Origin of the sequence: Amycolatopsis rifamycinica (assembly GCF_000695625.1) — a bacterium.
Classification (GTDB): Bacteria; Actinomycetota; Actinomycetes; order Mycobacteriales; family Pseudonocardiaceae; genus Amycolatopsis; species Amycolatopsis rifamycinica.
The window spans coordinates 183668-209655 of the sequence record NZ_JMQI01000074.1 but is presented as its reverse complement, the minus strand read 5'-3'; the positions used below and the strand labels follow the sequence as shown (position 1 = coordinate 209655).

Genomic DNA, 25988 nt, shown 5'->3' with positions numbered 1-25988 from the left:
GGCATCACCGTGATGCCCCGCCAATCACCCGTGATGCCTCTCCAGACACCCGTGATGCCTCTCCAGACACGCGTGATGCCCGTTCCGGCTCAGGACCAGGGGCGGAGGGCGGCGGCCAGGTGGGCCAGCGTCACGTCCTCCTGCTCCAGCACCGCGAAGTGCCCGCCGTCGAGGACGTGCCCGCGGAAGGGCCGCACCGTCTGCTCCCGCCAGGCCAGTACCGAGTCCACGCTCGCGCGGACGTCGGCCGTGCTCGCCAGGGCCGTCACCGGGAGCTCGAGAGGCGGGCCGGCGGTGTAGGCGTAGGTGTTCTTCACCGTCAGGTCCGCCCGGATCGGGGGCAGGATGAGCCGCAACACGCGCGGGTCGTTGAGGAACACCTCCGGGGTTCCCCCCAAAGTGCGCAGCAGGGCCACGATCTCCGCGTCGCCCATGCCCGCCACGATCGGGTCGTCCGGAGTGAGCCACTGCGGGGCCGGGCAGCCCGACACCACCAGGTGCACCGGGAGAGCCGCGCCGCGGCGGGCGATCTCTCGCACCAGCTCGAACCCGACCAGCGCACCCAAACTGTGCCCGTAGACCGCGTACGGCCCTTCACCCGATTCCACGAAGTCCGCGAGGTCGGCAACGTAGGAAGCCATCGCCGTGTGCGGGGTGTCCTTCTGCCGCGTCTCGCGGCCGGGCGGCTGGACCGGGCACACCGTCACCCCGGGCAGCCGGCCGATCCACGAGCGGAACGCCGACGCCGAGCCGCCCGCGTGCGGCAGGCAGTACAGCCGCACGTTCCCCGCGGTCACGGGGAACGGCAGCCAGCGGCTCGCCACGGCCGTCGTCACGACTCCACCTCCAGCGTCACGTACGCCGGCGGCTCCTGGATCGCGGAAAGGTCCGCGGCGAGCACCACCTGAGCGCCGTCCCGCGAGACCTCCCGGAACCCGCTGAACGCGTACGTGATCTGCATCATCCGGTTCCGCCCGGTCTCGACGAAGTCCGCGCGCAGCCCGGCCCCCGCGGCCCGGGCCAGCCCCATGACGTGGCCCAGCAGGACCGTGCCGACGCCGCGGGACATCACCCGGCACGACATCAGCATCATGTTCAGCCGCCAGTCCGGCGAGCCCTTCTCCAGCAGCGCCAGGCCGATCTTGCCGTAGGAGCCGAACTTGTCCGTCAGCGACGCGACGAGCAGCACGTGGTCCGCCGACGAACGCAACGCGTCCAGCTCGTCGTAGGAGTACGTCCGCCCGGTCGAGTTGAGCTGGTTGGTGCGGACGGTCAGCTCCTCCGCCCGCTGCAGGTCCTCCCGCTTGGCCCGCGCGATGGTGAACCGCAGGTCCAGGCTCGCCAGGAAGTCCTCGCCGGTGCCGGCGAAGTCCGCCTCGACGTCGTCGCGGGCGAGCTGGCTGAAGTACATCCCGCGCCGCTGCGCCGACTCGTCGGTGACGAACCGCGGCGCGAACTCCGGGCGCCGCAGCACCTCGTCGGCTTCGAGGATGTCCACTGTGGTCACCTGCGGCAGCGCGAACGCCACTTCGGCGCGCTCGAACTCCTGGTCGTCGACGAACGCGAAGGCGTCCAGACCGAGGTTGAGCTTCTGGGCGATCTGGCCGATCGACGCCGACTTCGCGTTCCACGAGATGCGCGGGAAGAGGAAGTACCGGTCCAGGCCGAACTCGCGCAGCTTCGCCATCGCGGCCTCGTGGTCGTTCTTGCTGGCGACCGAGTGCAGCACGCCCATCGCGTCGAGCCGCTTCACGTGCTCGACCACCCACGGCCGGAGCCGGACGTCGCCGTCTTCCAGGAGAACCCCGTCCCAGACGGTGTTGTCGAGGTCCCACACCACGCACTTGATCTTGCCCTGCACCGGCTTCGCCGCAGGTGCGGGGGAGAGGAGACTGGTCACGGTACCTGCTTCCGGTAGGCCTCGGCGGCGATGGTCATCCGCTGGATCTCGGTGCTGCCCTCGATGATCTCCATGACCTTCGAGTCCCGGTAGAACCGGGCCACGGGGTAGTCCGTGCTGCAGCCGTTGGCGCCGTGCACCTGCACGGCCTCCGACGCGTGCTTCGCGGCCGCCACCGAGGCGAAGTACTTCGCCACCCAGGTGGCCATGATCGTGGCCGAGTCGCCCCGGTCCTTGAGCCGTCCGGCCTCGGCCAGCAGCAGCCGGGCCGCGCGGACGTCGGTGACCATGTCCGACAGCTTCGCCTGGATCAGCGGCAGGTCCTTGAGCGGCTGACCGCCGACGGTGCGCCGGCTCGTGTAGTCCGCGCACGCGTCGGCGCAGGCCTGGATGATGCCGACCGACCCGGCCGCGACGCTGTAGCGGCCGAGGTCGAGCGTGCCGGTGAGGACCATGCCGGAGGCGAAGCCGCTCGGCCCGAGCAGGGCGTCGGCTCCCAGCCGGACGCCGTCGAACTCGACGGACGCCAGCATCGACGAGCGCGTGCCGAGGATGTCGTCGATCGGGGTGACCGTGACACCGGGCGCGTCGCGCGGCACGAGCAGGGCGATCGTGCTGGCCGGGCCCTTCGCGAAGACGAGGAACAGGTCCGCGCGCTGCCCGTTGGTGGTCCACTTCTTGAGGCCGTCGAGCCGCCAGCCGTCTCCGTCGGGGACGGCGGTGGTGGTGATCGCGGCCGTGTCACTGCCCGCGCCGGGTTCCGACAGGCAGAACGCGCCCAGGACGCGCCCGCTCGCCAGCTCCGGCCCCCACCGGTGTCGCTGCGCCTCGGTGCCGAAGCGCAGCAACGCCCAGGAGAGCATGGTGTGCACGGTCAGCAGGCTGCGGACCGACGAGCACCCGCGGCCGACCTCCTCGTGGATCTCCCCGAGGGTGACCATGTCGAGGCCGAAGCCGCCGAGCTCGGGCGGCAGGAACGGCGCCCACAACCCGGCGCGCGCCATCCCGTCCAGCAGCTCTTCGGGGATCCGCCCGGCTTTGTCCCACGCGTCGGCGTGGGGCACGACGTGCTCGTCCACGAAGGCCCGCGCGGCCTCGCGGCCGGGCGCGCGGACCGCGGTGAGTACCTCCGGCACGGCTCAGCCCACCGTCGCGGCCGGGCGCAGGCGGCCGACCAGCTCGGTCATCGCCGCCGCGGTGCGGAAGTTGTCGATCCGCAGCTCGTCGTTGGGGATGGTGACGCCGAAGGTCTTCTCCAGGTGCATCACCAGCTCCATGGCGAACAGGGAGTTGATGTAGCCGAGCGAGAAGATGTCCTCGGTCTCGGTGATCGCGGCCTGCGGGAAGCGGCCGGTGATGAAGGCGAGGATGTCGCCGGTGGTCTCGGACATGGTCGTTCTCCTCCTGGTTCGAAAGGGGTCAGCTGTAGGTGTAGAAGCCGCGGCCGCTCTTGCGGCCGTGCAGGCCGGCGTCGGTCATCTGCTTGAGCAGCGGGCAGGGGCGGTACTTGGAGTCGGCGTAGTGCTCGTAGAGCACCTCGACGCTGTAGAGGATCGTGTCGACGCCGATCAGGTCGGCGGTCTCCAGCGGGCCCATCGGGTGGCCGAAGCAGCCGCGGAAGACCTCGTCGACCGACTCGGCGGTGGCGACGCCCTCGTGCACCAGGTAGGCGGCCTCGTTGACCGTCAGCATGAGCACGCGGTTGGACACGAAACCGGAGGCGTCCTTCACGTCGACCCAGCGCTTGCCGATGCTGGTGAGCAGCTCGCGGGTGCGCAGGATCGTCTCCGGCGTGGTGTGGAAGCCCGGGATCAGCTCCACCACGGGCTTCTGCGGTACCGGGTTCATGAAGTGCACGCCGATGACGCGGCCCGGGTTCTTGCCGACCGACGCGATCCGCGTGATCGGCACGGCCGAGGTGTTGGCGATGATCACCGTGTCCGGGCCGCACACCTCGTCGAGCTCGGCGTGCACCGCGGCCTTGATGCCCCAGTCCTCGGTGACGTTCTCGACCAGGATCTCGGTCTTGTCCAGCGCGGCCAGGCCGACCGCGGTGGTGATCCGGGCGAGGATCTCGTCCGCGTCGAGTGCGGGGCCGCCCATGAGCCGGCTGAGCCGGCAGTTGCGCGTGATCGCGGCGCGGGCCTCGTCGAGGATGCGCTCGTCGACGTCGACCAGCACGACCTCGTGGCCGGCGGCGGCGAAGTCCTGGGCGACGCCGATGCCCATGACGCCGGCGCCCACCACTCCCGTGACTGCCATGACTGTTCCCTTTCTGTGGACGGATCTGGAGTTCAGGCCCGGCGCCGTCGGGCGGCCGCGGCCTTGATGCCGGAGCGGCGCAGTTGTCCCTGCGCGCTGCTGTCGGGTGCGGGTTCGGGGGTCTCCGGCCCGCCGGCGGCGATCTTCGCGAGCGCGGCGACGGTCGGGGCCTCGTGGATGATGTGCGGCGGCAGCTCCGCGTCCGGGTACGCCGTGCGCAGCGTCGCCAGCAGCGAAATGCCGAGCAGGGACGTGCCACCGAGCTCGAAGAAGTTGTCGGACGCGCCGACCCGGTCCAGGCGCAGCGCGTCGCACCACGCCTCGGCCACGGCGCGTTCGGCGTCGCCCTCGGGCTCCTGGAACGGCGTGACCAGCTCCGGCCGCGGATGCCGGTCCGCGGTCTTGCCGTGCGCGGCCGAGGTCACCGCGTCGACGCTGAACCGGGCCGCCACCGCCGTCACCGCCGGAAGGTCCTGGGTGGACACCACGACGTGCGGCTCGCCCGAGGCGAGCGCCCGCAGCAGCGTGCGCCAGCCCTGCTCGAAGTCGATGCCGAACTTGGCGCGGTGCTCGCGGAAGTACGTCTGGATGTCCTCCTCGTACCCGGAAAGCCCGTCGTCCCAGGCGTTCCAGGTCCATTCGCCCCACGAGATCGACACCGTGCGGCCGCCGTGGCCGGCGGCGTAGGCGTCGAGCCACGCGTTGCCGGCGCAGTAGTCGACCTGGCCGGGGCCGCCGCCGGTGACCGACGTGATCGAGGAGAACAACGCGACGAAGTCCAGGTCCAGCCCTTCGGTGGCCGCGCTGAGGGCCCGGGAGCCGGGCAGCTTGGGCGCGAGGACCTGGTCGGCGTCGCCGGGCTCCTTGAACTGCATCAGCCCGGTGCCGGGCACGCCGGCGGTGTGCAGGATGCCGTGCAGTGCCCCGAACCGCTCGACCGCGACGGCGACCGCGCGCCGCACGTCGGCCTCTTCGGCGACGTCGCCCTCGACGACGGCCACTTCGCCGCCGAGCGCCTCGATGGCCAGCACGCGGTCGACGCGGTCGCGGATCGTGCCGGGCACCTCGTCGGTGCCGGCGGCGATCCCGGCCCAGCGCTCGCGCGGCGGGAGGCCGCGGCGGCCGAACAGCACGAGTTTCGCGTGGCTGTCGCGGGCCAGCCGCTCGGCCATCGCCAGACCGATCCCGCCGAGGCCGCCGGTGATCAGGTAGACGCCGTGCTCGCGCAGCACCTCTCGGGCCTGCTCGATCGGCTGCGGCGCGAGCACCTCGTAGCCGGGCAGCCAGCGCCGGGAGCCGCGCAACGCGACCGTGCGGCCGGGGGCGGGGCGGTGCAGTTCGGCGACCACGCCGACGGCTCCGGCGGCCGCGTCGACGTCGATCAGCCGCGTCTGCACGCCGGGGTACTCCATCGGGATGACCAGGTTCGGGCCGGTGAGCGTGGCCGCGTCGGGCCGCAGCTCGCCGTCGTGCAGGACGCGCTGGGTGCCGGTGGCGGCGAGGTCGAGCGTCCAGCCGCCGAGGCCCAGCTCGCCGGCGGCCCTGGCCAGCGCGACGAGCGTGTGCAGCCCGAGGGACAGGGCGTCGCCGTCGTCGAGGTTCCACAGGTGGACGACGCGGTCGAGGCGGGTGCCACTGCGCTTGAGGTCGCGCAGCAGGGCCAGCAGGTCGCCGATGTCGCCCGGGCGGACGGTGGCGTCCGGGCCCGGCCGGTACCCCGCGCCCGGCCGGACCACGGTCACCGGGTCGCCGGTGCGGCGGATCCCGCCGAGGACGTCCTCGGCGAGGCCGGGACGGGCGAACACCAGCCAGGACGCGGGCCGCGGCGCGGCGGGCGCGGCCGAGGTCTGGCGCCAGGTGGGCAGGTTGAGCCACTGCTCCTCCGGCAGCAGCGGGATCCGGTCGAACTCCTCCAGGGGCCCGTCCGCGGGGGTCTCGATCCGGCGGCCCCCGGCGGCGGGTGCCGCTTCGATCCAGTAGCGCTGCCGCTGGAAGGGGTAGGTCGGCAGCGGCACGCGGCCGGGGGCGATCCCGCGGTAGACCGGCGTCGCCGTCCCGCGGCCGTGGTAGGCCGGCCAGTCGAGGCTCGCGCCGAGCAGCCACAGCCGGGCCAGTCCGTCGGTGAGCACCTCGTCGGCCGGCCGCGGGTCGTCGGCGGCGGGCAGCGTGGCCGTGATCATCGGCCACCGGCTCGCCGGGCTCAGCCCCCGCAGCAGCGCGCCGAGCGACGGGCCGGGGCCGATCTCGACGACGGCCAGGTGCTCGTCGGCCAGGAGCGCGGTGGCCGCGTCGGCGAACCGGACGGTCTCGCACATGTGCCGCGCCCAGTACCCGGGGTCGGTGACCAGCTCCGCGGTCGCGGGCTCGCCGGTCACGTTGGACAGGTAAGGCAGCTCGGGCGCGTTCAGCGTGACGTTCGCGGTGATCCAGGCCGTCAGCTCCGCCGCGGCCGGCGCCAGCATCCGCGAGTGGAAGGCGTGGCTGGTCCGCAGCGGACGGCACGGGACGTCCACCCTCCGCAGGTCCTCCGCCAGGCGTTCGACCGCCGCGTGCTCCCCGGCCACGACGACCAGTTCCGGCCCGTTCACGGCGGCGATGTCGATGCCCGCGAGGTCGAAGCGCGCTTCCAGTTCGGTGACCGGCAGCGGCACGGCGGCCATCGCCCCACCCGGCAGCGCGGCGATCAGCTCCGCGCGCTTGGCGACCAGCGCCAGGGCGTCGTCGAGGGAGAGCACCCCGGCCAGGCAGGCGGCGACGTACTCGCCGAGGCTGTAGCCGAGCATCGCGGCGGGCCGCAGTCCCCAGTCCACGAGCGTCCGGGCCAGGGCGTAGTCCACGGCGAACATCAGGGGCTGCGCGAGTTCGGTGCGCTGCAGCCGTTCGGCGCGCGGGTCCTCCTCGCCGGTCCGCCCCAGCAGCGCGGCCAGGCTCGGCCCGCCGCCGCGCTCACCGGTGACGAGGTCGCCGTCGAGGTGCCCCAGGCACTCGTCGAGGTGGGCGCGGAACACCGGCTCGCGCCGGTACAGCTCGGCCACGAGACCGGGGTACTGCTCGCCGACGCCGGCGAAGAGGAACGCCACCGGCCGGTCCTGCACCGGTTCGACACGGGCGGCGGGGGCGCCGGCCAGTGCCGTGGCCGCACCGTCCACATCGGACGCCACGACGGCGCGCCGGTGCTCGAACGTCTTGCGGCCCTCCTGGAGGGTGAACGCGACGTCGGCCAGCCGCGCGTCCGGGGTGCCGGCGAGGTGCTCGCCGAGCCGCCGGGCGGCCGTGTCGGCGGCCTCGGCGGTGCGGGCCGACACCGGCAGCACCTGGTAGCGGCGTTCGGTGTCCGGGTCACCGGGCGGCGGCGCCGGCCGGTCGGGCGGCTGTTCGACGACGACGTGCACGTTGGTGCCTCCCATGCCCAGCGAGTTGAGCCCGGCGATCCGGGGACGGCCGCCGCCGGTGTTCCACGGCGCGAGCTCGGCGGCCACCCGGAACGGGCTGTGCGCGAAGTCGATCTCCGGGTTCGGCGCGGTGTAGTGCAGCGTCGGCGGGATCAGCCCTTCGCGGACGACGAGCGACGCCTTGATCAGCCCGGCCGTGCCGGCGGCGCGGTCGAGGTGCCCGACGTTCGGCTTCACCGAACCCAAGGCGCAGTACTGCTTTTCGGCGGTGTCCCCGAACGCGCGGGTCAGCGCGGCGACCTCGATCGGGTCGCCCAGCTCGGTCGCGGTGCCGTGGGCCTCGACGTACCCGACGTCTTCGGCCGCGACCCGCGCGTCGGCCATGGCGTCGGCGATCACCCGCGACTGCCCGCCCACGCTCGGCGCGGTGTAGCCGACCTTGAGGGCGCCGTCGTTGTTCATCGCCGAGCCGCGGATGACCGACCAGATGTGGTCGCCGTCGCGCAGGGCCGCGCCGAGCTTCTTGAGCACCACGACGGTGGCGCCGTCGCCGAACATGCTGCCGTGGGCCTGGGCGTCGAAGGTGCGCACGTGCCCGTCCGGCGACTCCTGGCCGCCGGGGGAGTGCAGGTGCCCGATCCGGTCGGGCACCCGGACCGAGACGCCGCCGGCCAGCGCCATTTCGCAGTCGCCCGCCCGCAGGCTGCGCATCGCGGTGTGCACCGCGACCAGCGACGTGGAGCAGAAGGTCTGCACCGCCATGCTCGGGCCGCGCAGGTCGAACAGGTACGACACGGTCGTGGTGAGAGCGTCCTTGTCGTTGCCCATGACCAGCTCGTAGATGCTGGCGTCGGCGTCGGAGGTGAACTGCCCGGCGATGCCGAGCAGGTACGTGGAGAGGTTGCAGCCGCCGAACACGCCGACCCGGCCGCGTTCGTCGCCGGGCCGCGCGTACCCGGACTGCTCCAGTGCCTCCCAGCAGACCTCCAGGAACAGCCGCTGCTGCGGGTCGGTCAGCGCCGCCATCCGCGGGCTGAGGCCGAAGAAGGCGGCGTCGAAGCCGGTGACGTCGTCGAGCACCGGCCGCGCCGGCACGTAGGCCGGATCGCGGACCTGCGCCGGGTCGACGCCGGCGGCGACGAGCTCGTCGGGGCTGAAGAAGGTGATCGACTCGACGCCGTCGCAGAGGTTGCGCCAGAACTCGTCGACCGTGCCGGCGCCGGGGAACCGGCCGGCCATGCCGACGATGGCGATGTGCCGGTCCAGCTCGTCGTCGTCCGGATCGGCCACGACGACCGGGGCGGCCGGGGCCACGACCGGTGCCTGGTGGTCGAGGGTGGCGGCGAGCGCCTGCACGGTCGGCAGCTCGAACAGGGTGACGGTGGGGATGGCGACGCCGAAGCGCTCCTTGACCAGCGCGAGCATCTGCAGGGCGAGCAGCGAGTTGCCGTTGAGGTCGAAGAAGTTGTCCCGCGTGCCGACCGGCTCGACGCCGAGCACGGACGACCAGACCTCGGCCAGGCCGCGTTCGGTGGCGGTCATCGGCGGGGTGTAGGGCTGCGGCAGGTCGGGCCGCGGGAACCGGTCGGCGGTGGTGGTCGTGGTGACCTTCGCCGCGCCGGGCAGCCGCTCGTCGAGCCCGCCGGCGGCGACGATCACGGCCGGGCCGGGCAGGGCGGTGAGCCGGTCGAACGCGGCCAGCGCCTGGGTGCGGGTCATCGCGTGCCGGGCCATGGTCGCGCCGAGCCGGCCGTCCAGGCGTTCGAGGGTGCCCGGCCAGGTGTCCCAGGCGGCGGCGATCCACCCGGGCCGTCCGTGGGCCTCGGCGAGCAGAGCCGCGTTGGCCGCGGCGTAGCTGCCGAAGGTGACGCCGCCGAGCAGCGCCGAGGTGGAGGAGAACAGCAGCGTCCACTCGGGACGGTCGGCCGCCCGGAGCTCGTCGAGGGCCGCGGCCAGCACCCGGGCCCCGCCGACCTTGGCGGCGAAGTGCCGGGCGATCGCGGCTTCGTCCAGTTCGGACAGTGGCCGGAACCCGGTGGAGTCGGCCGCGGCGTGGACGATGCCGTCGAAGCGGTGTTCGGCGAGCAGCGCCCGCATCGCGGTGAGGTCGCCGACATCCACGCGCGGGGTGTGGACCTCGGCGCCCAGGGCCCGCAGCCGGGCGACGGCGGGGCCGGTGCCGCCGCTGCGGCCGGCCAGGACCAGCCGGCGGGCGCCCCGGGTGACGAGGTGCTCGGCGACGGTGAGGCCGACCTCGCCGAGGCCGCCGGTGATCAGGTAGCTGCCGCCGGGCCGGATCGCCGGGGCGCCGGCCGCTTCGGCCGGGCGGTGCCCGGGGACGAGCCGCCGGTCACCCCGGTAGGCGACCAGGGGCGTGCCGGGGGAGCGCAGCTCGGCGGCCAGCACGGCCGCGGCTTCCGCGGGTGAGTGGGCGGCGTCGAGGTCGACGGTGCCGGCCTCGAGGTTGAGGTACTCCTGGTTCGCGACCACCGGCAGCACGGCGACGGCCGCCTGGGCGGGCCGCAACCGGCCGAACGCGGGCGAGCCCGCCGCTTCGGCACCACGGCCGTTCCCGGCCGCTTGGCCGGTGCGGGTGGCCAGCAGGACCCGGACCGCGCGTGATCCGTCACCCGCCGCCGCGGTGAGGGTGCGCGAGACCGCGTGGACCGCCGCCACCTCGTCGTCCAGGTCGAGGACCGACAGGTCGACCACCGTGTCGGCCTCGGCCACGCCGGCCACGTCACCGAGCAGTTCCGCCAGCGCCGCGGCGACACCGCCGGAGTCCGGCAGGATCGCGACCCGGCCCGTGGTGCCGGCGGCGGGCGCGGGCTGGGGCCGCCACGACGGCGTCAGCACCTGCACGTGCTCGTCGGGCTCGGCGGCCAGGCGCGGGACTTCCGGCGTGACGGTCCCCGGCGCGTCGATCCAGTAGCGCTCGCGCTGGAACGGGTACCCGGGCAGGCCGACCCGCCGTGCGTCGCGGCCGCCGCGGACGCCGGTCCAGCCGAGGTCGACGCCGGCCAGCCACAGCCGCCCGGCCGCCTCGGCCAGCGCCGTGGTGGCCGGCACCGGGTCGTCGGCGCCGGGCAGCGTCGGGACGACCGACGCCCAGCGCTTCGGCGGGCACGCCCGGTGCCCGCGGGCCATCGCGCCCAGCGACCGGCCCGGCCCGAGCTCCAGCAGCACGGTGTCCTCGTCGGCCAGCACTGTCGCGAGCGCGTCGTCGAACCGGACCGGGGCGCACATGTGCTCGGCCCAGTACGCCGGGGCGGGCGCGTCGGTGACCAGCTCGCCGGTCACGTTGGAGACGTACGGGATGGTGGGCGCGTGGAGCGTGACGTTCGCGGCGACCCACGCGGTCAGCTCGTCGCGCAGGCCGGCCAGCTGCCGGGAGTGGAAGGCGTGGGTGGTCGCCAGCGGGCGGCACGGCACCTCGTCCAGCGATGCGCGCAGCGCCTCGATCGCCTCCGCGGTGCCGGACACGACGGTCAGCTGGGGGCCGTTCAAGGCCGCGATGTCGAGGTCCAGGCCCGCGATCCGGGCCCGCACGTCGTCGGCGGCCAGCGGCACGGCGGCCATCGCCCCGCCGGGGAGGGCGGCGATCAGCTTGGCGCGGTGCGTCACCAGCGCCAGGGCGTCCTCGAGCGAGAGCACCCCGGCCAGGCACGCGGCCACGTACTCGCCGAGGCTGTAGCCGACCAGCACCGAGGGTTCGACACCCCACGAGCGCACCAGCTGCGCCAGCGCGTACTCGACGGCGAACAGGGCCGGGTGCAGCACCTCGGTGCGGTCGCCCGCCCGCTCGCCGCCGGTGCGGCCCAGCAGCGCGGCCAGCCCGCCGGTGCCCTGCCGCTCGCCCAGTACCCCGTCCAGGACGGACTCGCCCAGCAACGCGCGGCAACGGTCCAGCTCGGCCCGGAACACCGGCGACGACGCGTACAGCTCCGCGGCCAGTCCCGGGTACTGCTCGCCGGTGCCCGCGATGAGGAACCCGACGCGGCGGCCGGCGCCGGCGTTGCTCGACGCCGATACGGCTCCTTCGCGAAGGTTTCGTGCCGCCTCGGCCGGTGAGGAAGCGACCAGCATCCGCCGGTGCCCGAACGTGGTCCGTCCGCTTTGGAGGGTGTGGGCGACGTCGGCGAGGGCGTCGCCGGAGGTTTCGAGGTGGGCGGCGAGGTTCGCGGTGGCCGCGTCCGCGGCGGCGGCCGAACGAGCCGACCACACCAGCAGTTCCGGCCCGGCCGCGGCCTCGGCGGCCACCGGCAGCGGCGCCTCCTCCAGGACGACGTGGGCGTTCGTGCCGCCGATGCCGAACGCGCTCACACCGGCGCGGCGCGGGGTGTCCGTGCGCGGCCACGGCGTGCGCTCGGTGACCACGGTCAGCTCGGCGCCGCCCGCGGTGAGCTGCGGGTTGGGGGTGCCGAGGTTACGGGTCGGCGGGATCTCTTCGTGGTGCAGCGCGAGGGCGGCCTTGATCAGGTTCGTCACGCCGGCGGCGCGGTCGAGGTGCCCGACGTTCGTCTTCACCGAGCCGATCCGCAGCGACCGGCCCGCGAAGACCTGCTGCAGCGCGGCGATCTCGGCGGCGTCACCGAGAGCGGTGCCGGTGCCGTGCGCCTCGACGTACCCGATGTCCGACGGCTCCAGCCCGGCGGCGGCGAGCGCCTCGGCGATCACCGTGGCCTGGCCCTCGACACCGGGCGCGGTGAAGCCGACCTTGCGGCCGGCGTCGTTGTTGACCGCCCAGCCGCGCAGCACCGCGTACACCCGGTCGCCGTCGGCGAGCGCGTCCTCCAGGCGGCGCAGCGCGACCACGCCGACGCCGCCGCCGAGCGGGGCGCCCAGGCCCGCGGCGTCGAACGCGCGGCACTCGCCGTCCGGCGGCGCGATGCCGCCCTGCTGGTAGAGGTAGCCGACCTGGTGCGGGACGCCGATCGAGACCCCGCCGGCCAGCGCGACGTCGCATTCGAAGTTCGCCAGGCTGGTCGCCGCGACGCACACCGCGACCAGCGACGTCGAGCAGGCGCTCTGGACGCTGAACGCGGGCCCGGACAGGCCCAGCGTGTGCGACACCCGGGTGGCCAGGGTGTCCTTGTCGTTGCCGAGGGCGATGGCGATCTCGCCCATCTCACCGGCCGCGTTCGCCGGCGTCAGGTTGTGGGTCAGGTAGGTGCTCCACGCGCAGCCGGCGAACACCCCGATCGCGCCGTCGAAGCGCGCCGGGTCGCAGGCCGCGTCCTCCAGGGCGTGCTGGCTGTGCTCCAGGAAAAGGCGGTGCTGCGGGTCGAGGATCTGGGCCTCTTTCGGGTTGATCCCGAAGAAGCCCGCGTCGAAGTCCTCGACCCCGCGCACGACGGCGCCCGCCTTGACGTAGGCCGGGTCGCCGAGCCGCTCGGCGGGCACGCCCGCGGCGAGGAGTTCTTCGTCGGTGAAGCGGGTGATGCCGGAGCGGCCGGCGCGCACGGTCTCCCAGAGCGCGCGGACGTCGTCGGCGCCCGGGAAACGGCCGGCCATCCCGACCACGGCGATGTCCGTGGGCGAGATTTCGCTGCTGGTGTCGGTCACGGTGTCCCTCATTTCCGGGTGCCGGCCAGGCGGCGGCGACGGCCGCGCGCGGAGCCGGTGGTCGCCGCCTGCGGGGCGGGGGAGTCGGTGTCGGTCAGGGCGGCGGCGAACGCGGCCACGGTGGGGTGGCCGAAGAGGACGGCGGGGGCGATCGGCAGGCCGAGGCGCTTCTCCAGTGCCGCCACCATCGCCATGCCGACCAGCGAGTTGCCGCCGAGGTCGAAGAACGGGTCGTGCACGCCGACGGCGTCGATGCCGAGGAACTCGCCCCAGACACCCGCGATGTCGGTCTCGAGCTCGCCGCGCGGGGCGGCGTACTCGGTGCGCAACGGCGGCCGCGGGTACCGGGTCGCCGGCGCCGGCGCGGCTTCGAGCAGGCCCCCCAGGTCGTTGAGGGCGGCCAGCTCGCGGCGGGCGGACGGCAGGTCCTGGCGCAGGGCCACGACGGTGCCGCGGAAGCCGTGGCCGGCGAGCTTGTCGAGCACGGCACAGCCGGCCTCGGCGGTGAACCCGTAGCGGCGGCGGTAGGCGAGCCGGGCTTCGCCGGTGGCCGCGTCGGCCCAGGCGTCGTGCTGCCAGTGTCCCCACGCGACGGTCACCACCTGGGTGTCTGCCGTGGACAGGGCGGCGCCGTGGGCGTCGAGGACGCTGTTGGCCGCGCAGTAGTCGGCTTCGCCGATGCCGCCGACGACCGTGACGATCGAGGAGAACAGGACCAGGCGCCGGGGCGCCGCTTCGAGGAGCGGGCCGACCGCCCGGACCTTCGGGGCGAGCGTGCGGTGCATGTCCTCGGCGGTCCGGCGCTGCGCGAGGCCGCCGCCGGGCAGGCCGGCGGCGTGCACGATCGAGTCGAGCTCGCCGAACCGGGTCTTCGCCTCGGTGAGGGCGGCCCGCAACTGCTCCGGAACCCCCGCGTCGGCGGCGAGCACCAGCACCTCGGCGGGGGCCAGTTCCGCGAGGTCGGCCGGGGCCGCGTCGCCGGTGCGGCTGATCAGGGCGAGCCGGCGGGCGCCGTGGCGGACGAGGTGTTTCGCCACGATCAGGCCGAGCCCGCGGGTACCGCCGGTCACGACGTGCGTGCCGCCCCAGTCCGGCGTGACGTCGTCGAGCGTGAGCTCGGTGTACTCCAGGAGCCGGCGTCGTCCGCCGCGCCAGCCGGCGAGCACCGGTTCGTCCGCGGCGGCGTCGGTCCACGGCCGACTCAGTTCGTCCAGCAGGTGCGTGGCCGGGGTGCCGGGTTCGACGTCGACGCCGCGCCACCGCAGGCCCGGGTACTCGGCGCGGACGCCGCGGCCGAGGCCGTGCACTCCGGCCGCGTCCGGATCGGTCAGGTCGCCGCCGGTGATCTCGGCCGCGCCGGTGGTGACGGTCAGCACGCGGACGTCGTGGCCGTCGAGGGCCTGGACCGTCCGCAGGAGGTCGTCGAACCCGCCGTCGTGGACGACGTGGACCGGCTGGGGCAGGACCGCCGGGTCGGTGCCGACGGTCATCCCCGCTCGCGCGGCCAGGGTGGCGAGTTCGCCGTTCGTGGTGATCAGCGAGCCCCGCGGGGCGGTCGTGGGGCGGGTGGGGTCGAGGCGCCAGACCGGGGCGTAGAGCCGGCCGGCTTCTTCGGCGGGGCCGGCGGCCTTCGGTGTCGCCTGGGGCCAGAACTTCGTGCGCTGGAAGGGGTAGCCGGGCAGGCTGACGGTGCGGCCGTCCCTCCGCAACGGAGTGAAGTCGACGGCGACGCCCAGTTCCCACAGCCGTGCGAGGGTGCCGAGGAGCGCGGTGCCTTCGGCGGGACGGTCCTCGACGGGCCACGGCGCGGGCAGCGTGCCGAGCACGGCCGGGCGGGCCGGCCCGGTGAGGTTCTGGCGCACCAGGCCGCCGAGGGTCTGGCCCGGGCCGAGCTCGACGTAGGCGTCGACGTCCTCGCCGGCACAGTGCCGGACGCCGTCGGCGAACCGCACCGGGCGGCAGAGGTGATCGGCCCAGTACCGCGGGTCGACGGCTTCGGCGTCGGTGAGGAGGGTGCCGGTCGCGTTCGAGACGACGGGCACCTCCGGTGCCTGCCGGGGCACCGAGGCGACCAGCGCGGCCAGCTCTTCGCGGGCGGGTTCCAGCAGGGTCGAGTGGAACGGGTGGGCCGAGCGCAGGGACCGCGCGGCGAGCCCGGCCTCGTGCAGTCTCGCGGCCGCCGCCTCGACGTCTTCCGGCGATCCACTCAGGACGGTCATCTGCGGGCCGTTCAGCGCGGCCACGTCGACCCGCGTCGGGCCGAGGGCCTCGGCGATCCGGCTCGCCGGGGCGGCGACGGCGAGCATCCGCCCGGCGGGCGCCCGCCCGATGAGCCGGGCCCGCCCGGTGACGACGTACAGGGCGTCGGCGAGGGTGAAGACCCCGGCGAGGCAGGCGGCGACGTACTCGCCGAGGCTGTAGCCGACGAGCAGGCCCGGCCGGACGCCCCGGTCGGCGAGCAGCTGGGCCAGCGCGTACTCGACGGTGAACAGGAGCGGGTGCGCCACCTCGGCGCGGTCGAGGAGTTCGTCGTCCGGACCGCCCCCGAAGAGCGACGTTTCGACGGCTCGCGGTTCCGCGAAGAAGGCGGCCCGCAGATCGACCCCGCACCGCTCGGCGGCGATGGCGCAGCACGCGTCGACGGCCTGCGCGAAGACGGGCTCCTCGCGGTAGAGCCGGGTGGCCAGGCCGCGGTACTGGTCCCCGACGCCGGGGAGCAGGAAGGCGATCTTCGGAGCCTCGGGCCGGCGGTGCACCCCGGCGGTCTGCGCGGCGGCGGCGAGTTGCCGGGCGGCATCGTCGAGGCTGGTGGCGACCACGGCCCGCCGGTGGTCGAGGTGCGCCCGGCCTTCGCGAAGGGTGTGCGCGAGATCGGCCAGCCCCACGTTCGTGGTTTCACCGAGTCTCGCGAGCTGGGCGCGCAGCGCGGCCGCCGAGGCGGCCGACACCGGGATCAGCTCGGCGGCCGGCTCCGCACTCTCCGGCCGGGCCGGGGCCGGGGCCGCCTCCAGGACCAGGTGCGCGTTCGTTCCCGACCAGCCGAACGAACTGACCCCCGCCACCGCCGGGCGGCCGCGGTCCGGCAGCGCCGCCAGCCCCGTCGAGGGCCGGACCGTCTCGCTCGCCAGCACCTGCTCCGCCGGGTCGTGCAGGTGCAGGTTCGCCGGCACTTCACCGTTCTCCAGCACCAGGACCGTCTTGATCAGCCCGGCGATCCCCGCCGCCGTGTGGGTGTGGCCGATGTTGGTCTTGACCGCCCCGACCGCCAGCGGGCGGTCCGCCGGGCGCTCGCCGAACACGTCGCCGAGGGCGCCCAGCTCGATCTCGTCGCCCAGCGGTGTCCCCGAACCGTGCGCTTCCAGGAAGTCGACGTCGCCCGGGGACGCACCCGCGTCGGCCAGTGCCCGGCGGATCACGTCGACCTGGGCGCCGCGGTTGGGTGCCGTCAGGCCGTTGCTGCGGCCGTCCTGGTTGACCGCCGAACCACGGATCACCGCGCGGACGCGGTGGCCGTCGCGCAGGGCGTCGGACAGCCGGGCCAGCACCACCATCCCGCCGCCCTCGCCCATCATGTAGCCGTCGGCGCTCGCGTCGAACGTGTGGCAGCGGTCCGTCGGCGACAGCAGCGCGTTGCGGCTGCTGTAGACGTACAGGAACGGGTGCAGCGCCAGGAATCCGCCGCCCGCCAGCGCGTAGTCGCACTCGCCCGCCCGCAGCGCGCGGGCCGCGAGGTGGACCGCGACCAGCGTCGACGAACACGCCGTGTCCAGCGAGAACGCCGGTCCGCGCAGGTCGAAGTGGTACGCCAGCCGCCCGGCGACGACGCTGGCGAGGCTCCCCTGGCCCATGTAAGGGTCCGCGTACACGCCGGTGCCTTCGCGCTCCGCCTCCACCTGGCCGTACTGGAACGCGTCGGAGAACCCGAGGAGCACGCCGGTGCGGCTGCCCGACAAGCGCGTCGCCGGGGTGCCCGCGTCGTCCATCGCCTCCCAGGCCAGCTCCATCAGCAGCCGCTGCTGCGGGTCCATCCGCAGCGCTTCCTGCGGGGCGTAACCGAAGAACCCGGCGTCCCAGCCGTCCACTTCGGACAGGAAGGCGCCGCGGCGGCCGGTGCCGGGCTGGTGGCCGAACCGGCCGCCGGGCACGTCGCCGACTTCGGCGGCACGGCCCTCGCGCAGCAGCCGCCAGTACGATTCGACGTCCGGGGCGCCGGGGAACCGGCAGGACATGCCGATCACGGCGATCGGCTCGCTTTCGCGGGCCTCGTACTCGGCCAGCCGGCGGCGCGCGCCCGCGAGCTCGACCGTCGCCCGCTTCAGGTAGTCGCGAAGCTTGTCTTCGCCGGTCATAACCGAACCCCTATCCGTTCGCAAAAGGTCAGAGCTTGTCGATGAAGGCGAAGAGCTCGTCGTCCGAAGCCAGACCGAGCGCCGCGTCGCCGAGCCCGTCGAGGGCCTCCCGCAGCACCTCCGCCAGCCGGGCGCGCTCCTCGCCGTCCGCGGCGGGCAGGACTTCGCCGAGCGTCTCGCGCAGCCGCCGCGCCGGGTCCGGCGGCGGCGGGAGCAGCTCGCCGAGCAGGTGCGCGGCCAGCAGTTCGACGGTCGGGTGGTTGAACAGCAGCGACGCGGGCAGCCGCAACCCGGTGCCGGCCGCGATGCGGTTGCGCAGCTCCACCGACGTCAGCGAGTCGATCCCGAGCTCGCTGAACGGCTTCGCCACCTCGACCGACGCGGGCGACCGGTGCCCGAGCGCCGTGGCGACCTCGGTCCGGACGAAGCCGGTGACCGCCGCGGCCGCGGTTTCCCGGTCCAGCCCGGTGAGCCGCAGGCCCGGTGCCGGTGCCGGTCCGGCCTCGACGGCGTGCGCACGCCGCGGAGGCACGAGACTCCGGAGAACGGCGGGGATCTCGCCGGCCGCCCGCAGGGCCGCGGTGTCCCAGGTGGACGCCACCACCGTGCCGGACAGCCCCAGTGCGGCGTCGAAGGCGGCGAGGCCCTGCGCCTGCGTGATCGGCCGGACGCCGGTCAGCCGCGCGCGGTCCGTGGCGGTCATCGACGCGGTCATGCCGGTGGCCGTGTCCCACAGGCCCCACGCGATCGACACGCCCGGCAGCCCGCGGGCCGCCCGGTGCTCGGCCAGCGCGTCGAGGGCGGCGTTGGCGGCGGCGTAGTTCGCCTGTCCCCGGTTGCCGAGCACCCCGGCGATCGAGGAGAACAGCACGAACGCGGCCAAGGGCTGGTCGGCGGTGAGCTCGTGCAGCAGCCAGGCGGCGTCGCGCTTGGGCCGCAGCACGGCGTCCAGCTGCGCCCGGGTCAGCCCGGTGATGGTCGAGTCGTCGAGGACGCCGGCGGCGTGGACGACCCCGGTGAGCGTCTCGCCGTCCAGCGCGGCCGTGAGGGCCGCGCGGTCGGCGACGTCGGCGGCCACCACCCGGACGCGGGCGTCCAGCCCGGCCAGCCGGGCCGGGACGCTCCCGCCGCGGCGGGAGACCAGCAGCAGGTCGCGGACGCCGTGGCCGGTCACCAGCCGCTCGGCGACCAGGGCGCCGAGCCCGCCCGTGCCGCCGGTCACCAGCACCGTGCCGCCGCCGAAGTCCACTGTGGAGGGTTCGGCCGCGCACCGCGCCAGCCGGGGCACGAGCACCGCGCCGTCGCGGACGGCGAACTGCGGTTCCCCGGCGTCGAGCGCCGCGGCGAGCGGGACGCCGGGCCGGGCGCCGGCCAGGGCGAACCGGCCGGGGTGCTCGGCGATCGCCGAGCGCACCAGGCCCCACACCGGCGCGCCTTCGGGCGAGGCCGGGTCCTGCAGGAACACCAGCCGCGAGCCGTCGCAGCGCGCGTCGAGCAGCCAACGCTGCACGAGGTCCAGCACGGCGGGCAGGTCGCGGGCGGTGGTGAGCACGACGGGCGGGACGGTCTCGGGCAGCTCCGTGCCGATCACGGTCCACTCCCGCTCGGCGCCGTCACCCACCGCGGCCGGTGTCCATTCGACGCGGTGGAGCTCCGCGGTGGTGACGGCCTGGCCGGCGGGCCGCAGCAGCAGCGACTCGATGCCGCCGAGCGGGGTGCCGGTCGTGTCGTAGAGGGTGACTTCGACGCCGGTGGCGGGCGAGCCGGACAGCCGGGCCCGCACCGCACCCGGCAGGGGCGCGGTGACGCGCAGGCCGCCGAAGGAGAACGGGAGCAGCAGCTCGGTGCCGTCGAGCACGAGCGCGTGCAGCACCGCGTCGAGGACCGCGGGGTGGGCGGTGAACTCGCCCTCGGCGGGCAGCTCGACCTCGACGTACCGGTCGTCGCCGTCGCGCCACAACGCGGTGAGGCCCCGGAACGCCGGCCCGTACTCGTACCCGCGTTCGGCGAGCCGCGCGTAGGCGCCGTCGAGGTCGACCGGCTCGGCGCCGAGGGGCGGCCAGCTCGGCAGGGGCGGGGCGGACGGCTGCGAAGGGCTCACCGTGCCGGTCGCGTGGCGGGTCCACGGCCCGTCGCCGAGTCGCGTGTGGATGGTCAGCGGACGCCGGCCGCGGTCGTCCGCGCCGCCCAGGCCGGCCTGGACCTCGACGGCGCCCGCCGCGGGCAGCGCCAGCGGCGCTTCGAGCGTCAGGTCCTCGACACCCGCGCACCCGGCGGCGGCCGCCGCGGCCAGCGCGAGCTCGGCGAATCCGGTGCCCGGGAACAGGACCGTGCCGCGGACCGCGTGCCCGGCCAGCCACGGCAGCGAAGTGAGCGACAGCCGGCCGGTGGCGACCAGGCCGTCGCCGTCGGCGACCGGGGTGGGGGCGCCGAGCAGGCCGCCGGAGCGGCCGGTGAGCCAGTAGCGCCGCCGGTCGAACGCCGAGGTCGGCACGTCCGGATGGCGGGTGACCGGGCCGAGCAGCCGCGGCCAGTCCACGGTGGCGCCCCGCACGTGCGCCGCAGCGAGGGAGAGCAGGAACCGCCGGGGCCCGCCTTCGCCGCGGCGCAGGGTGCCCACCGCGGTGCCGTCGATGTCCGCGTCGGCCAGGATGTCCTGCACCGCGCCCGCGAGGATCGGGTGGGGGCTGACCTCGACGAACAGCGGCCGCCGGAAGCCGGCGAAGGCGCGGACGGCGGCGTCGAACTCGACCGGCTCGGCCAGGTTGCGGTACCAGTAGCCCGCGGTCAGCTCCGAGCCCGGCAGGAAGCCGCCGGTGCAGGAGGAGCAGATCGTGGTCGCGGTGTCGGCGGGCGCGAGGTCGCCGATCGCGGCGAGCAGGGCGTCGCGGACCGCCTCGACGTGCGGGGTGTGCGCCGCGTAGGCCACCGGCGTGCGCCGGATCTGGACGTCCGCGCAGGCGGCGGCGAACTCCTCGATGGCGGCGAGTTCCCCGCCGACCACGGTGCCGGCCGGGCCGTTGTCCACGGCCGGCCACAGCCGCCCGGTCCACGGGACGAGCCGTTCCCGCACCCGCGCCACGGGCAGGCCGACGGCGAGGATCCCGCCGGTGCCGTCCAGTTCGGCGGTGAGGAGCCGGCTGCGCACGGCGATGATCCGGGCGGCGTCGGCGAGCGGCAGCGCCCCGGCCACGACGGCCGCGGCCAGCTCGCCTTGGGAGTGGCCGACCACCGCGGCCGCATCGACCCCGGCGGCCTGCCACAGTCCGGCGAGGGCGACCATGACGGCGAACAGCACGGGCTGCACGACCTCGGTCCCCTCCAGGTCCGGCGCGCCCTCGGCGCCGGTGAGCACATCGAGGACCGACCAGCCCGTGTGCGGCAGCAGCGCCTCGGCGGCCTCGGTCAGCAGCCGCGCGAAGCCCGCGTCGGCGGCGAGCAGCTCGGCGGCCATCCCCGGCCACTGGGCGCCCTGCCCGGGGAAGACGAACACCGGCTGCACGTCACCGGCGGCGGCCGTGCCGGTGACGAGCGCGGGGTGCGCGGCGCCGTCGGCGAGGGCCGCGAGGGCCGCGACCAGCTCGGCCCGGTCGTCGGCGACGACAACGGCCCGGAAGGCCCCGGAACGGCGGCGCGCGAGCAGCGGCGCGGTGGCGGCGAGGTCGTGGCCGGCGGCGGTTTCGGCGTAGGTCCGCAGCCGGTCGGCCTGGGTGCGGAGGGCGGTGTCGGTGTGGGCGTGGATCGGCCAGACGAGCGGCCCGGTCGGGGCGGCCGCGGTGGTGGTGGCCGGCGCGATGGCGTGGGCGGGCATCCCGGCGGTGTCGGCGTGCGCCGGCTCTGCGGTGGTGGCGGTGTGGGTGGGGAGCGGCCAGACCAGCGGCCTGGTCGGGGCGGCGGCGGTGGTGTCGGTGTGCGGCGGTCCGGCTGGTGTAGCGGCGGGCGGGGTGTCGGTGTGCGGCAGCCCGGCCGGTGTGGTGGCGGTGGCCCGGGTCGTGGCGTGGGCGGGCGTTCCGGCGGTGTCGGCGTGCGCCGGCTCGGTGGTGGCGGCCGGGCTGGCGGTGTGGGTGGGAAGGGCCGCGTCGGAGCGGGAGGGCAGCGGTGCGGAGACCATCGGTGCCGGTTCTTCCGCGGGCACCCCCTCCAGCACCACGTGCGCGTTGGTCCCGCTGATGCCGAAGCTCGACACGGCCGCCCGGCGGGGGCGGCCGTGGTCGGGCCATGGGCGGGCCTGCGACAGCAGCTCGACCCGGCCGCTCGCCCAGTCCACGTGCCCGCTCGGCACGTCGGCGTGGAGCGTGCGCGGGATCGTGTCGTGGCGCAGGGCCTCGACCATCTTGATCACGCCCGCGACGCCCGCCGCGGCCTGGGTGTGGCCGATGTTGGACTTGAGGGAGCCGAGCCACAGGGGTGTTTCGCGGTGCTGGCCGTACGTGGCCAGCAGCGCGTGGGCCTCGATCGGGTCGCCCAGCGCCGTTCCGGTGCCGTGCGCCTCGACCACGTCGACGTCCCTTGTGGACAGTCCGGCCGCGGTGAGCGCGCGGCGGATGACCTGCTGCTGGGCCTGGCCGTTGGGGGCGGTGAGACCGTTGCTGGCGCCGTCGGAGCCCAGCGCGCCGCCGCGCAGCAGGGCCAGCACCGGGTGGCCGTGGCGCCGGGCGTCGGACAGGCGCTCCAGCACGAGCATGCCGGCGCCCTCGGCGAACGCCGTGCCGTCGGCGGCCGCGGAGAACGCCTTCGCGCGGCCGTCGGGGGAAAGGCCGTTCTGCCGGGTGAAGTCCACGAGGTTGCCCGGGGCGGCCATCACCGTGACGCCGCCGGCCAGCGCCAGCGAGCAGTCGCCGCGGTGCAGGGCGTCGGCGGCCAGCTGGATCGCGACCAGCGACGACGAACAGGCCGTGTCGACCGTGAGCGCGGGCCCGCGCAGCCCGTAGGTGTAGGCGATCCGGCCCGAGGCGACGCTCGGCGAGGTGCCGGTCAGGCGGTGGCCGTCCACCAGCCCGGTCGGCTCGTGCAGCCGGGGGCCGTAGTCCATCGCCATCGCGCCGACGAACACGCCGGTGTCGGTTCCGGACAGCGCGCCCGGCTCGAGCCCGGCGCGCTCGATCGCCTCGTGGCTGATCTCCAGCAGCACCCGCTGCTGCGGGTCCATGGCCAGGGCCTCGCGCGGGCTGAGGCCGAAGAAGGCGGGGTCGAACCGGTCGGCGTCGTGCAGGAAGCCGCCGAAGCGGGTGGCGCACGAACCCGGGCCCGCCGCGTCGCCGAGGAGGGTGTCGAGGTCCCAGCCGCGGTTCGCGGGCAGCTCGGTGACGGCCTCGCCGCCGGTGGCGACCAGGTCCCACAGCTGCGCGGGGGAGGTGATGCCGCCGGGGAAGCGGCAGCCCATGGCGACGATCGCGATCGGGTCGCCGAACCGCGGCCCGGTCTCCACCGGGGCGGTCTCGGCGGGCCGGCCACGCAGGTGCGTGATCAGGTGCGCGGGCGTGGGGAAGTCGAACAGCAGCGTGGTCGGCAGCTTGCGCCCGGTGGCCGCCTGCAGCCGGGTGCGCAGCTCCACCACGCTCACCGAGTCGAAGCCGAGGTCCTTGAACGTGCACGCGGGGTCGATGCCGCCGGTGCCGTCGTGGCCCAGGACGGCCGCGGCCGTGGCGAGCACGAGGTCCGCCACCCGCGTGGGATCGACGGTGACCGGCGCGGCGGCGACCTCTTCGCCGAGCCAGTGGCGGGTCCGCTGGAACGCGTACGTCGGCAGGTCGACCAGCCGCTCGCCGGGCACCTCCCACCGCACGCCCGCACCGGCGACGAACGCCTCGGCGAGGCTCCGGCGCAGGCGGTCGCCGCCCCCGTCGTCGCGGCGCAGGGTGCCGAGCACGGCCACGGTCCGGTCGTGGGCTTCGGCGGTCTCCTCGATGCTGCCCAGCAGCACGGGGTGCGGGCTGCACTCGACGAACCGCGCGCCGCCGGCCGCGAGCGCCCCGGCGGTGGCCTCGGCGAACCGGACCGGGCGGCGCAGGCTTTCGAACCAGTACCCGGCGTCGAGCCCGGCGGTGTCGAACGGCTCGCCGGTGAGCGACGAGACGAACGTGACCGAGGTGGCCACCGGGCGCACCGGGGCCAGGAGCCGCAGGATCTCCTCCCGCAGCGGATCCACCGCCGCCGAGTGGGACGCGTAGCCGACGGGCAGGATCTTCGCGCGGTACCCGCCTTCGGTCAGCGTCGTGTGCAGTGCCGCGAGTGCGCCGGACGGCCCGGACAGCACCACGGACCGGGCGCCGTTCACCGCGGCCACCGACACGCCGGCGGGCAGCAGCGGCCGGACCACGTCCTCGGGCGCGCCGGCCGACAGCATCCCGCCGCCGTGCGGCATGCCGGCGATCGCGCGGCTGCGCAAGGCGACCACGCGGGCGCCGTCGGCGAGCGACAGCGCGCCGATCGCGGTGGCCGCGGCGATCTCGCCCTGCGAATGCCCGACCACGACCGACGGCGTGAGCCCGGCGTCGCGCCAGACTTCCGCCAGCGACACCATCACCGCCCAGAGCGCGGGCTGGACGACGTCGACGCGGCCGAGGTCGGCGGTGCCGTCGCGCAGGCCGTCGAGCAGCTCGTAACCCAGGAATCCGGCGAGCGCGGCGGAGCACTCCGCCAGCCGCCGGGCGAACACGGGCGAGTCGCGCAGCAGGGCGCGGGCCATCCCCGGCCACTGCGAACCCTGGCCGGGGAACACGAGCACGTCGGCGCCGTCGACGGTCCGCCCGGTCACGACGTTCTCCGACGGCGTGCCCGCGGCCAGCGACGCGAGGTCGTCGAAGACGACCGCGCGGTGGTCGAAGAGGTCCCGGGTGCGCAGCAGTGACCGGGCGACGTCGCCGTGGGCGAGCTCCGGGTGCTCGGCGAGGTGGCCGGCGAGCGCGCGGGCCTGCGCGGGCAGGGCGGGGGCCGAACGGGCCGACAGCACCAGCGGGACGTCGCCGGCGGCGACGTCCTCGGGCTGCGGAACCACCGGCGCTTCGGCCAGGACGAGGTGGCAGTTGGTGCCGCCGACGCCGAACGAGCTGACACCGGCGACGAGCCGCTCCTGCGGCCGGGGCCAGTCGCGGGCCGCGGCGACCACCTCGAGGTTGAGCGTCTCGAACGGGATGGCCGGGTTGGGGGTGGCGAAGTTCAGGCTGGGGCTGAGACGGCGGTCCTCGAGGCACACCAGGACCTTGAGCAGCCCGGCGATGCCGGCGGCCCCTTCGAGGTGGCCGACCACGGTCTTCACCGAGCCCACCGGCAGCGGCTCCGGGCGGTCGCCGGCGAACGCGGCCCCGAGGGCTTCGGCCTCGATCGGGTCGCCGACGGGCGTGCCGGTGCCGTGCAGCTCGACGTACTGGACGTCGGCCGGCGCGACTCCGGCGTCGGCGCAGGCCAGCCGGATCACCTCGGTCTGCGCTTCCGCGCGCGGCACGGTGAGGCCGGCGCCGCCGCCGTCGTTGTTGACCGCCCCGCCCAGCAGGACGGCGTGGACGCGGTCGCCGTCCGCGAGCGCGGCGCTCAGCGGCTTGAGGACGACGAGACCGCCGCCCTCGCCGCGGACGTACCCGTCGGCGCGGCTGTCGAAGGTGTGGCAGCGACCCTGCGGGGACAGCGCACCGAAGCGGTCCACGGTCTCGGTGCCCGCGTTGAGGAGGTTGAGGTTCACCCCGCCGGCGAGCGCGACGGCCGCGGTGCCGCGGCGCAGCTGCTCGGCCGCCAGGTGCACCGCCACCAGCGACGACGACTGTCCCGAATCGACGGTCAGGCTCGGGCCGCGCAACCCCAGCACGTAGGAGACGCGGTTCGCGATGAGGCTGCGGTGGGTGCCGGTCAGCGTGTGCGGCCCGGCGCCGAGGCGGTCGTGCAGCAGCGCGTAGTCGCCGGCGATCGCGCCGACCACGACGGCGGTGCCGCTGCCGCGCAGGGTGCCGGGCGCGATCCGGGCGTCCTCGCACGCCTCCCACGCCAGCTCCAGCACCAGCCGCTGCTGCGGGTCCATCGCCGCGGCCTCGCGCGGGGAGACGCCGAAGAAGGGCGCGTCGAAAGCGTCCACATCGGACACGAAGCCGCCGCGCCCGGCGCCGTCGCCGTCGGGCAGGCGGCCCGGCGGGACCGCGCCGACGGCCTCGCGGCCCTCGGCCAGCAGCCGGCGCAGCCGCGCCGGACCGTCGGCGCCGGGCAGCCGGCAGGACATGCCGACCACCGCGATCGGCTCACCGGGAGCAGGCAGGGAAGACATAGTTCACCCATCGTCGGAAGGGATCGCGGGAATCGGGGAAAGCGTCGAGCTGACCGAACCGTGCCGGTTTCCGGGAATTTCGCCCTCGGCCGGTGGATTCCGATCGTGCGGGCTGCGCACCCCGTTCGTCAAGGGGTGTTCCCGGGGCCGGCGGTGGCAGGCAGGCGACGGCAGGAAGCTGCCACCGGAGCGTGCCACCCGGCTGGAGCAGCGGTGGTGGGTGACTGCGCCGAACGGTGTGGTCAATCGCTCTGAGCTGCGGAAATACC

8 protein-coding genes are annotated in these 25988 nt (G+C 75.3%); all 8 read right to left on the bottom strand.

Annotation, left to right across the window (positions count from 1 at the left end):
* Positions 1–89 precede the first annotated feature (89 nt).
* The 8 genes from DV20_RS36755 to DV20_RS47100 are packed head-to-tail and all read right to left on the bottom strand — an operon-like array spanning position 90 to position 25719.
* Entirely contained in the window at positions 90–836 is a 747-nt protein-coding gene (locus tag DV20_RS36755; RefSeq protein ID WP_051736283.1) for a thioesterase II family protein, read from the bottom strand.
* A complete protein-coding gene (locus DV20_RS36750) occupies positions 833–1900 on the bottom strand; it encodes an HAD-IIIC family phosphatase (RefSeq protein ID WP_043787967.1) in 1068 nt (355 codons plus the stop codon). Before DV20_RS36750 ends, DV20_RS36755 begins: the two co-directional genes overlap by 4 nt.
* Positions 1897–3036, bottom strand: coding sequence for an acyl-CoA dehydrogenase family protein (locus DV20_RS36745; protein WP_043787965.1), 1140 nt, complete (start codon positions 3034–3036; stop codon positions 1897–1899). The genes DV20_RS36750 and DV20_RS36745 overlap by 4 nt, the downstream gene beginning before the upstream one ends.
* 3 nt (positions 3037–3039) lie before the next feature.
* On the bottom strand, positions 3040–3291 hold the full coding sequence (locus tag DV20_RS36740; protein WP_043787964.1) for an acyl carrier protein: 252 nt from the start codon (positions 3289–3291) through the stop codon (positions 3040–3042).
* 28 nt (positions 3292–3319) lie between these two features.
* Positions 3320–4162, bottom strand: coding sequence for a 3-hydroxyacyl-CoA dehydrogenase family protein (locus DV20_RS36735; protein WP_043787963.1), 843 nt, complete (start codon positions 4160–4162; stop codon positions 3320–3322).
* A gap of 32 nt (positions 4163–4194) precedes the next feature.
* Positions 4195–13119 (bottom strand): type I polyketide synthase, encoded by an 8925-nt coding sequence (locus DV20_RS43325; RefSeq protein ID WP_051736282.1) that lies wholly within the window; start codon positions 13117–13119, stop codon positions 4195–4197.
* Positions 13120–13127: 8 nt separating this feature from the next.
* The gene (locus tag DV20_RS36720; RefSeq protein ID WP_043787962.1) at positions 13128–17468 is read right to left on the bottom strand and encodes a type I polyketide synthase; all 4341 of its coding nucleotides are present in this window, start codon (positions 17466–17468) and stop codon (positions 13128–13130) included.
* A 28-nt stretch (positions 17469–17496) separates the two neighbouring features.
* The gene (locus DV20_RS47100) at positions 17497–25719 is read right to left on the bottom strand and encodes a type I polyketide synthase (RefSeq protein ID WP_084093845.1); all 8223 of its coding nucleotides are present in this window, start codon (positions 25717–25719) and stop codon (positions 17497–17499) included.
* Positions 25720–25988: the final 269 nt, after the last annotated feature.

Excerpts from the sequence above, each read along its gene's own strand:
- DV20_RS36740 (WP_043787964.1), bottom strand. The coding sequence starts at position 3,291 with ATGTCCGAGACCACCGGCGACATCCTCGCCTTCATCACCGGCCGCTTC.
- DV20_RS36735 (WP_043787963.1), bottom strand. The coding sequence starts at position 4,162 with ATGGCAGTCACGGGAGTGGTGGGCGCCGGCGTCATGGGCATCGGCGTC.
- DV20_RS36720 (WP_043787962.1), bottom strand. The coding sequence starts at position 17,468 with ATGACCGGCGAAGACAAGCTTCGCGACTACCTGAAGCGGGCGACGGTC.
- DV20_RS47100 (WP_084093845.1), bottom strand. The coding sequence starts at position 25,719 with ATGTCTTCCCTGCCTGCTCCCGGTGAGCCGATCGCGGTGGTCGGCATG.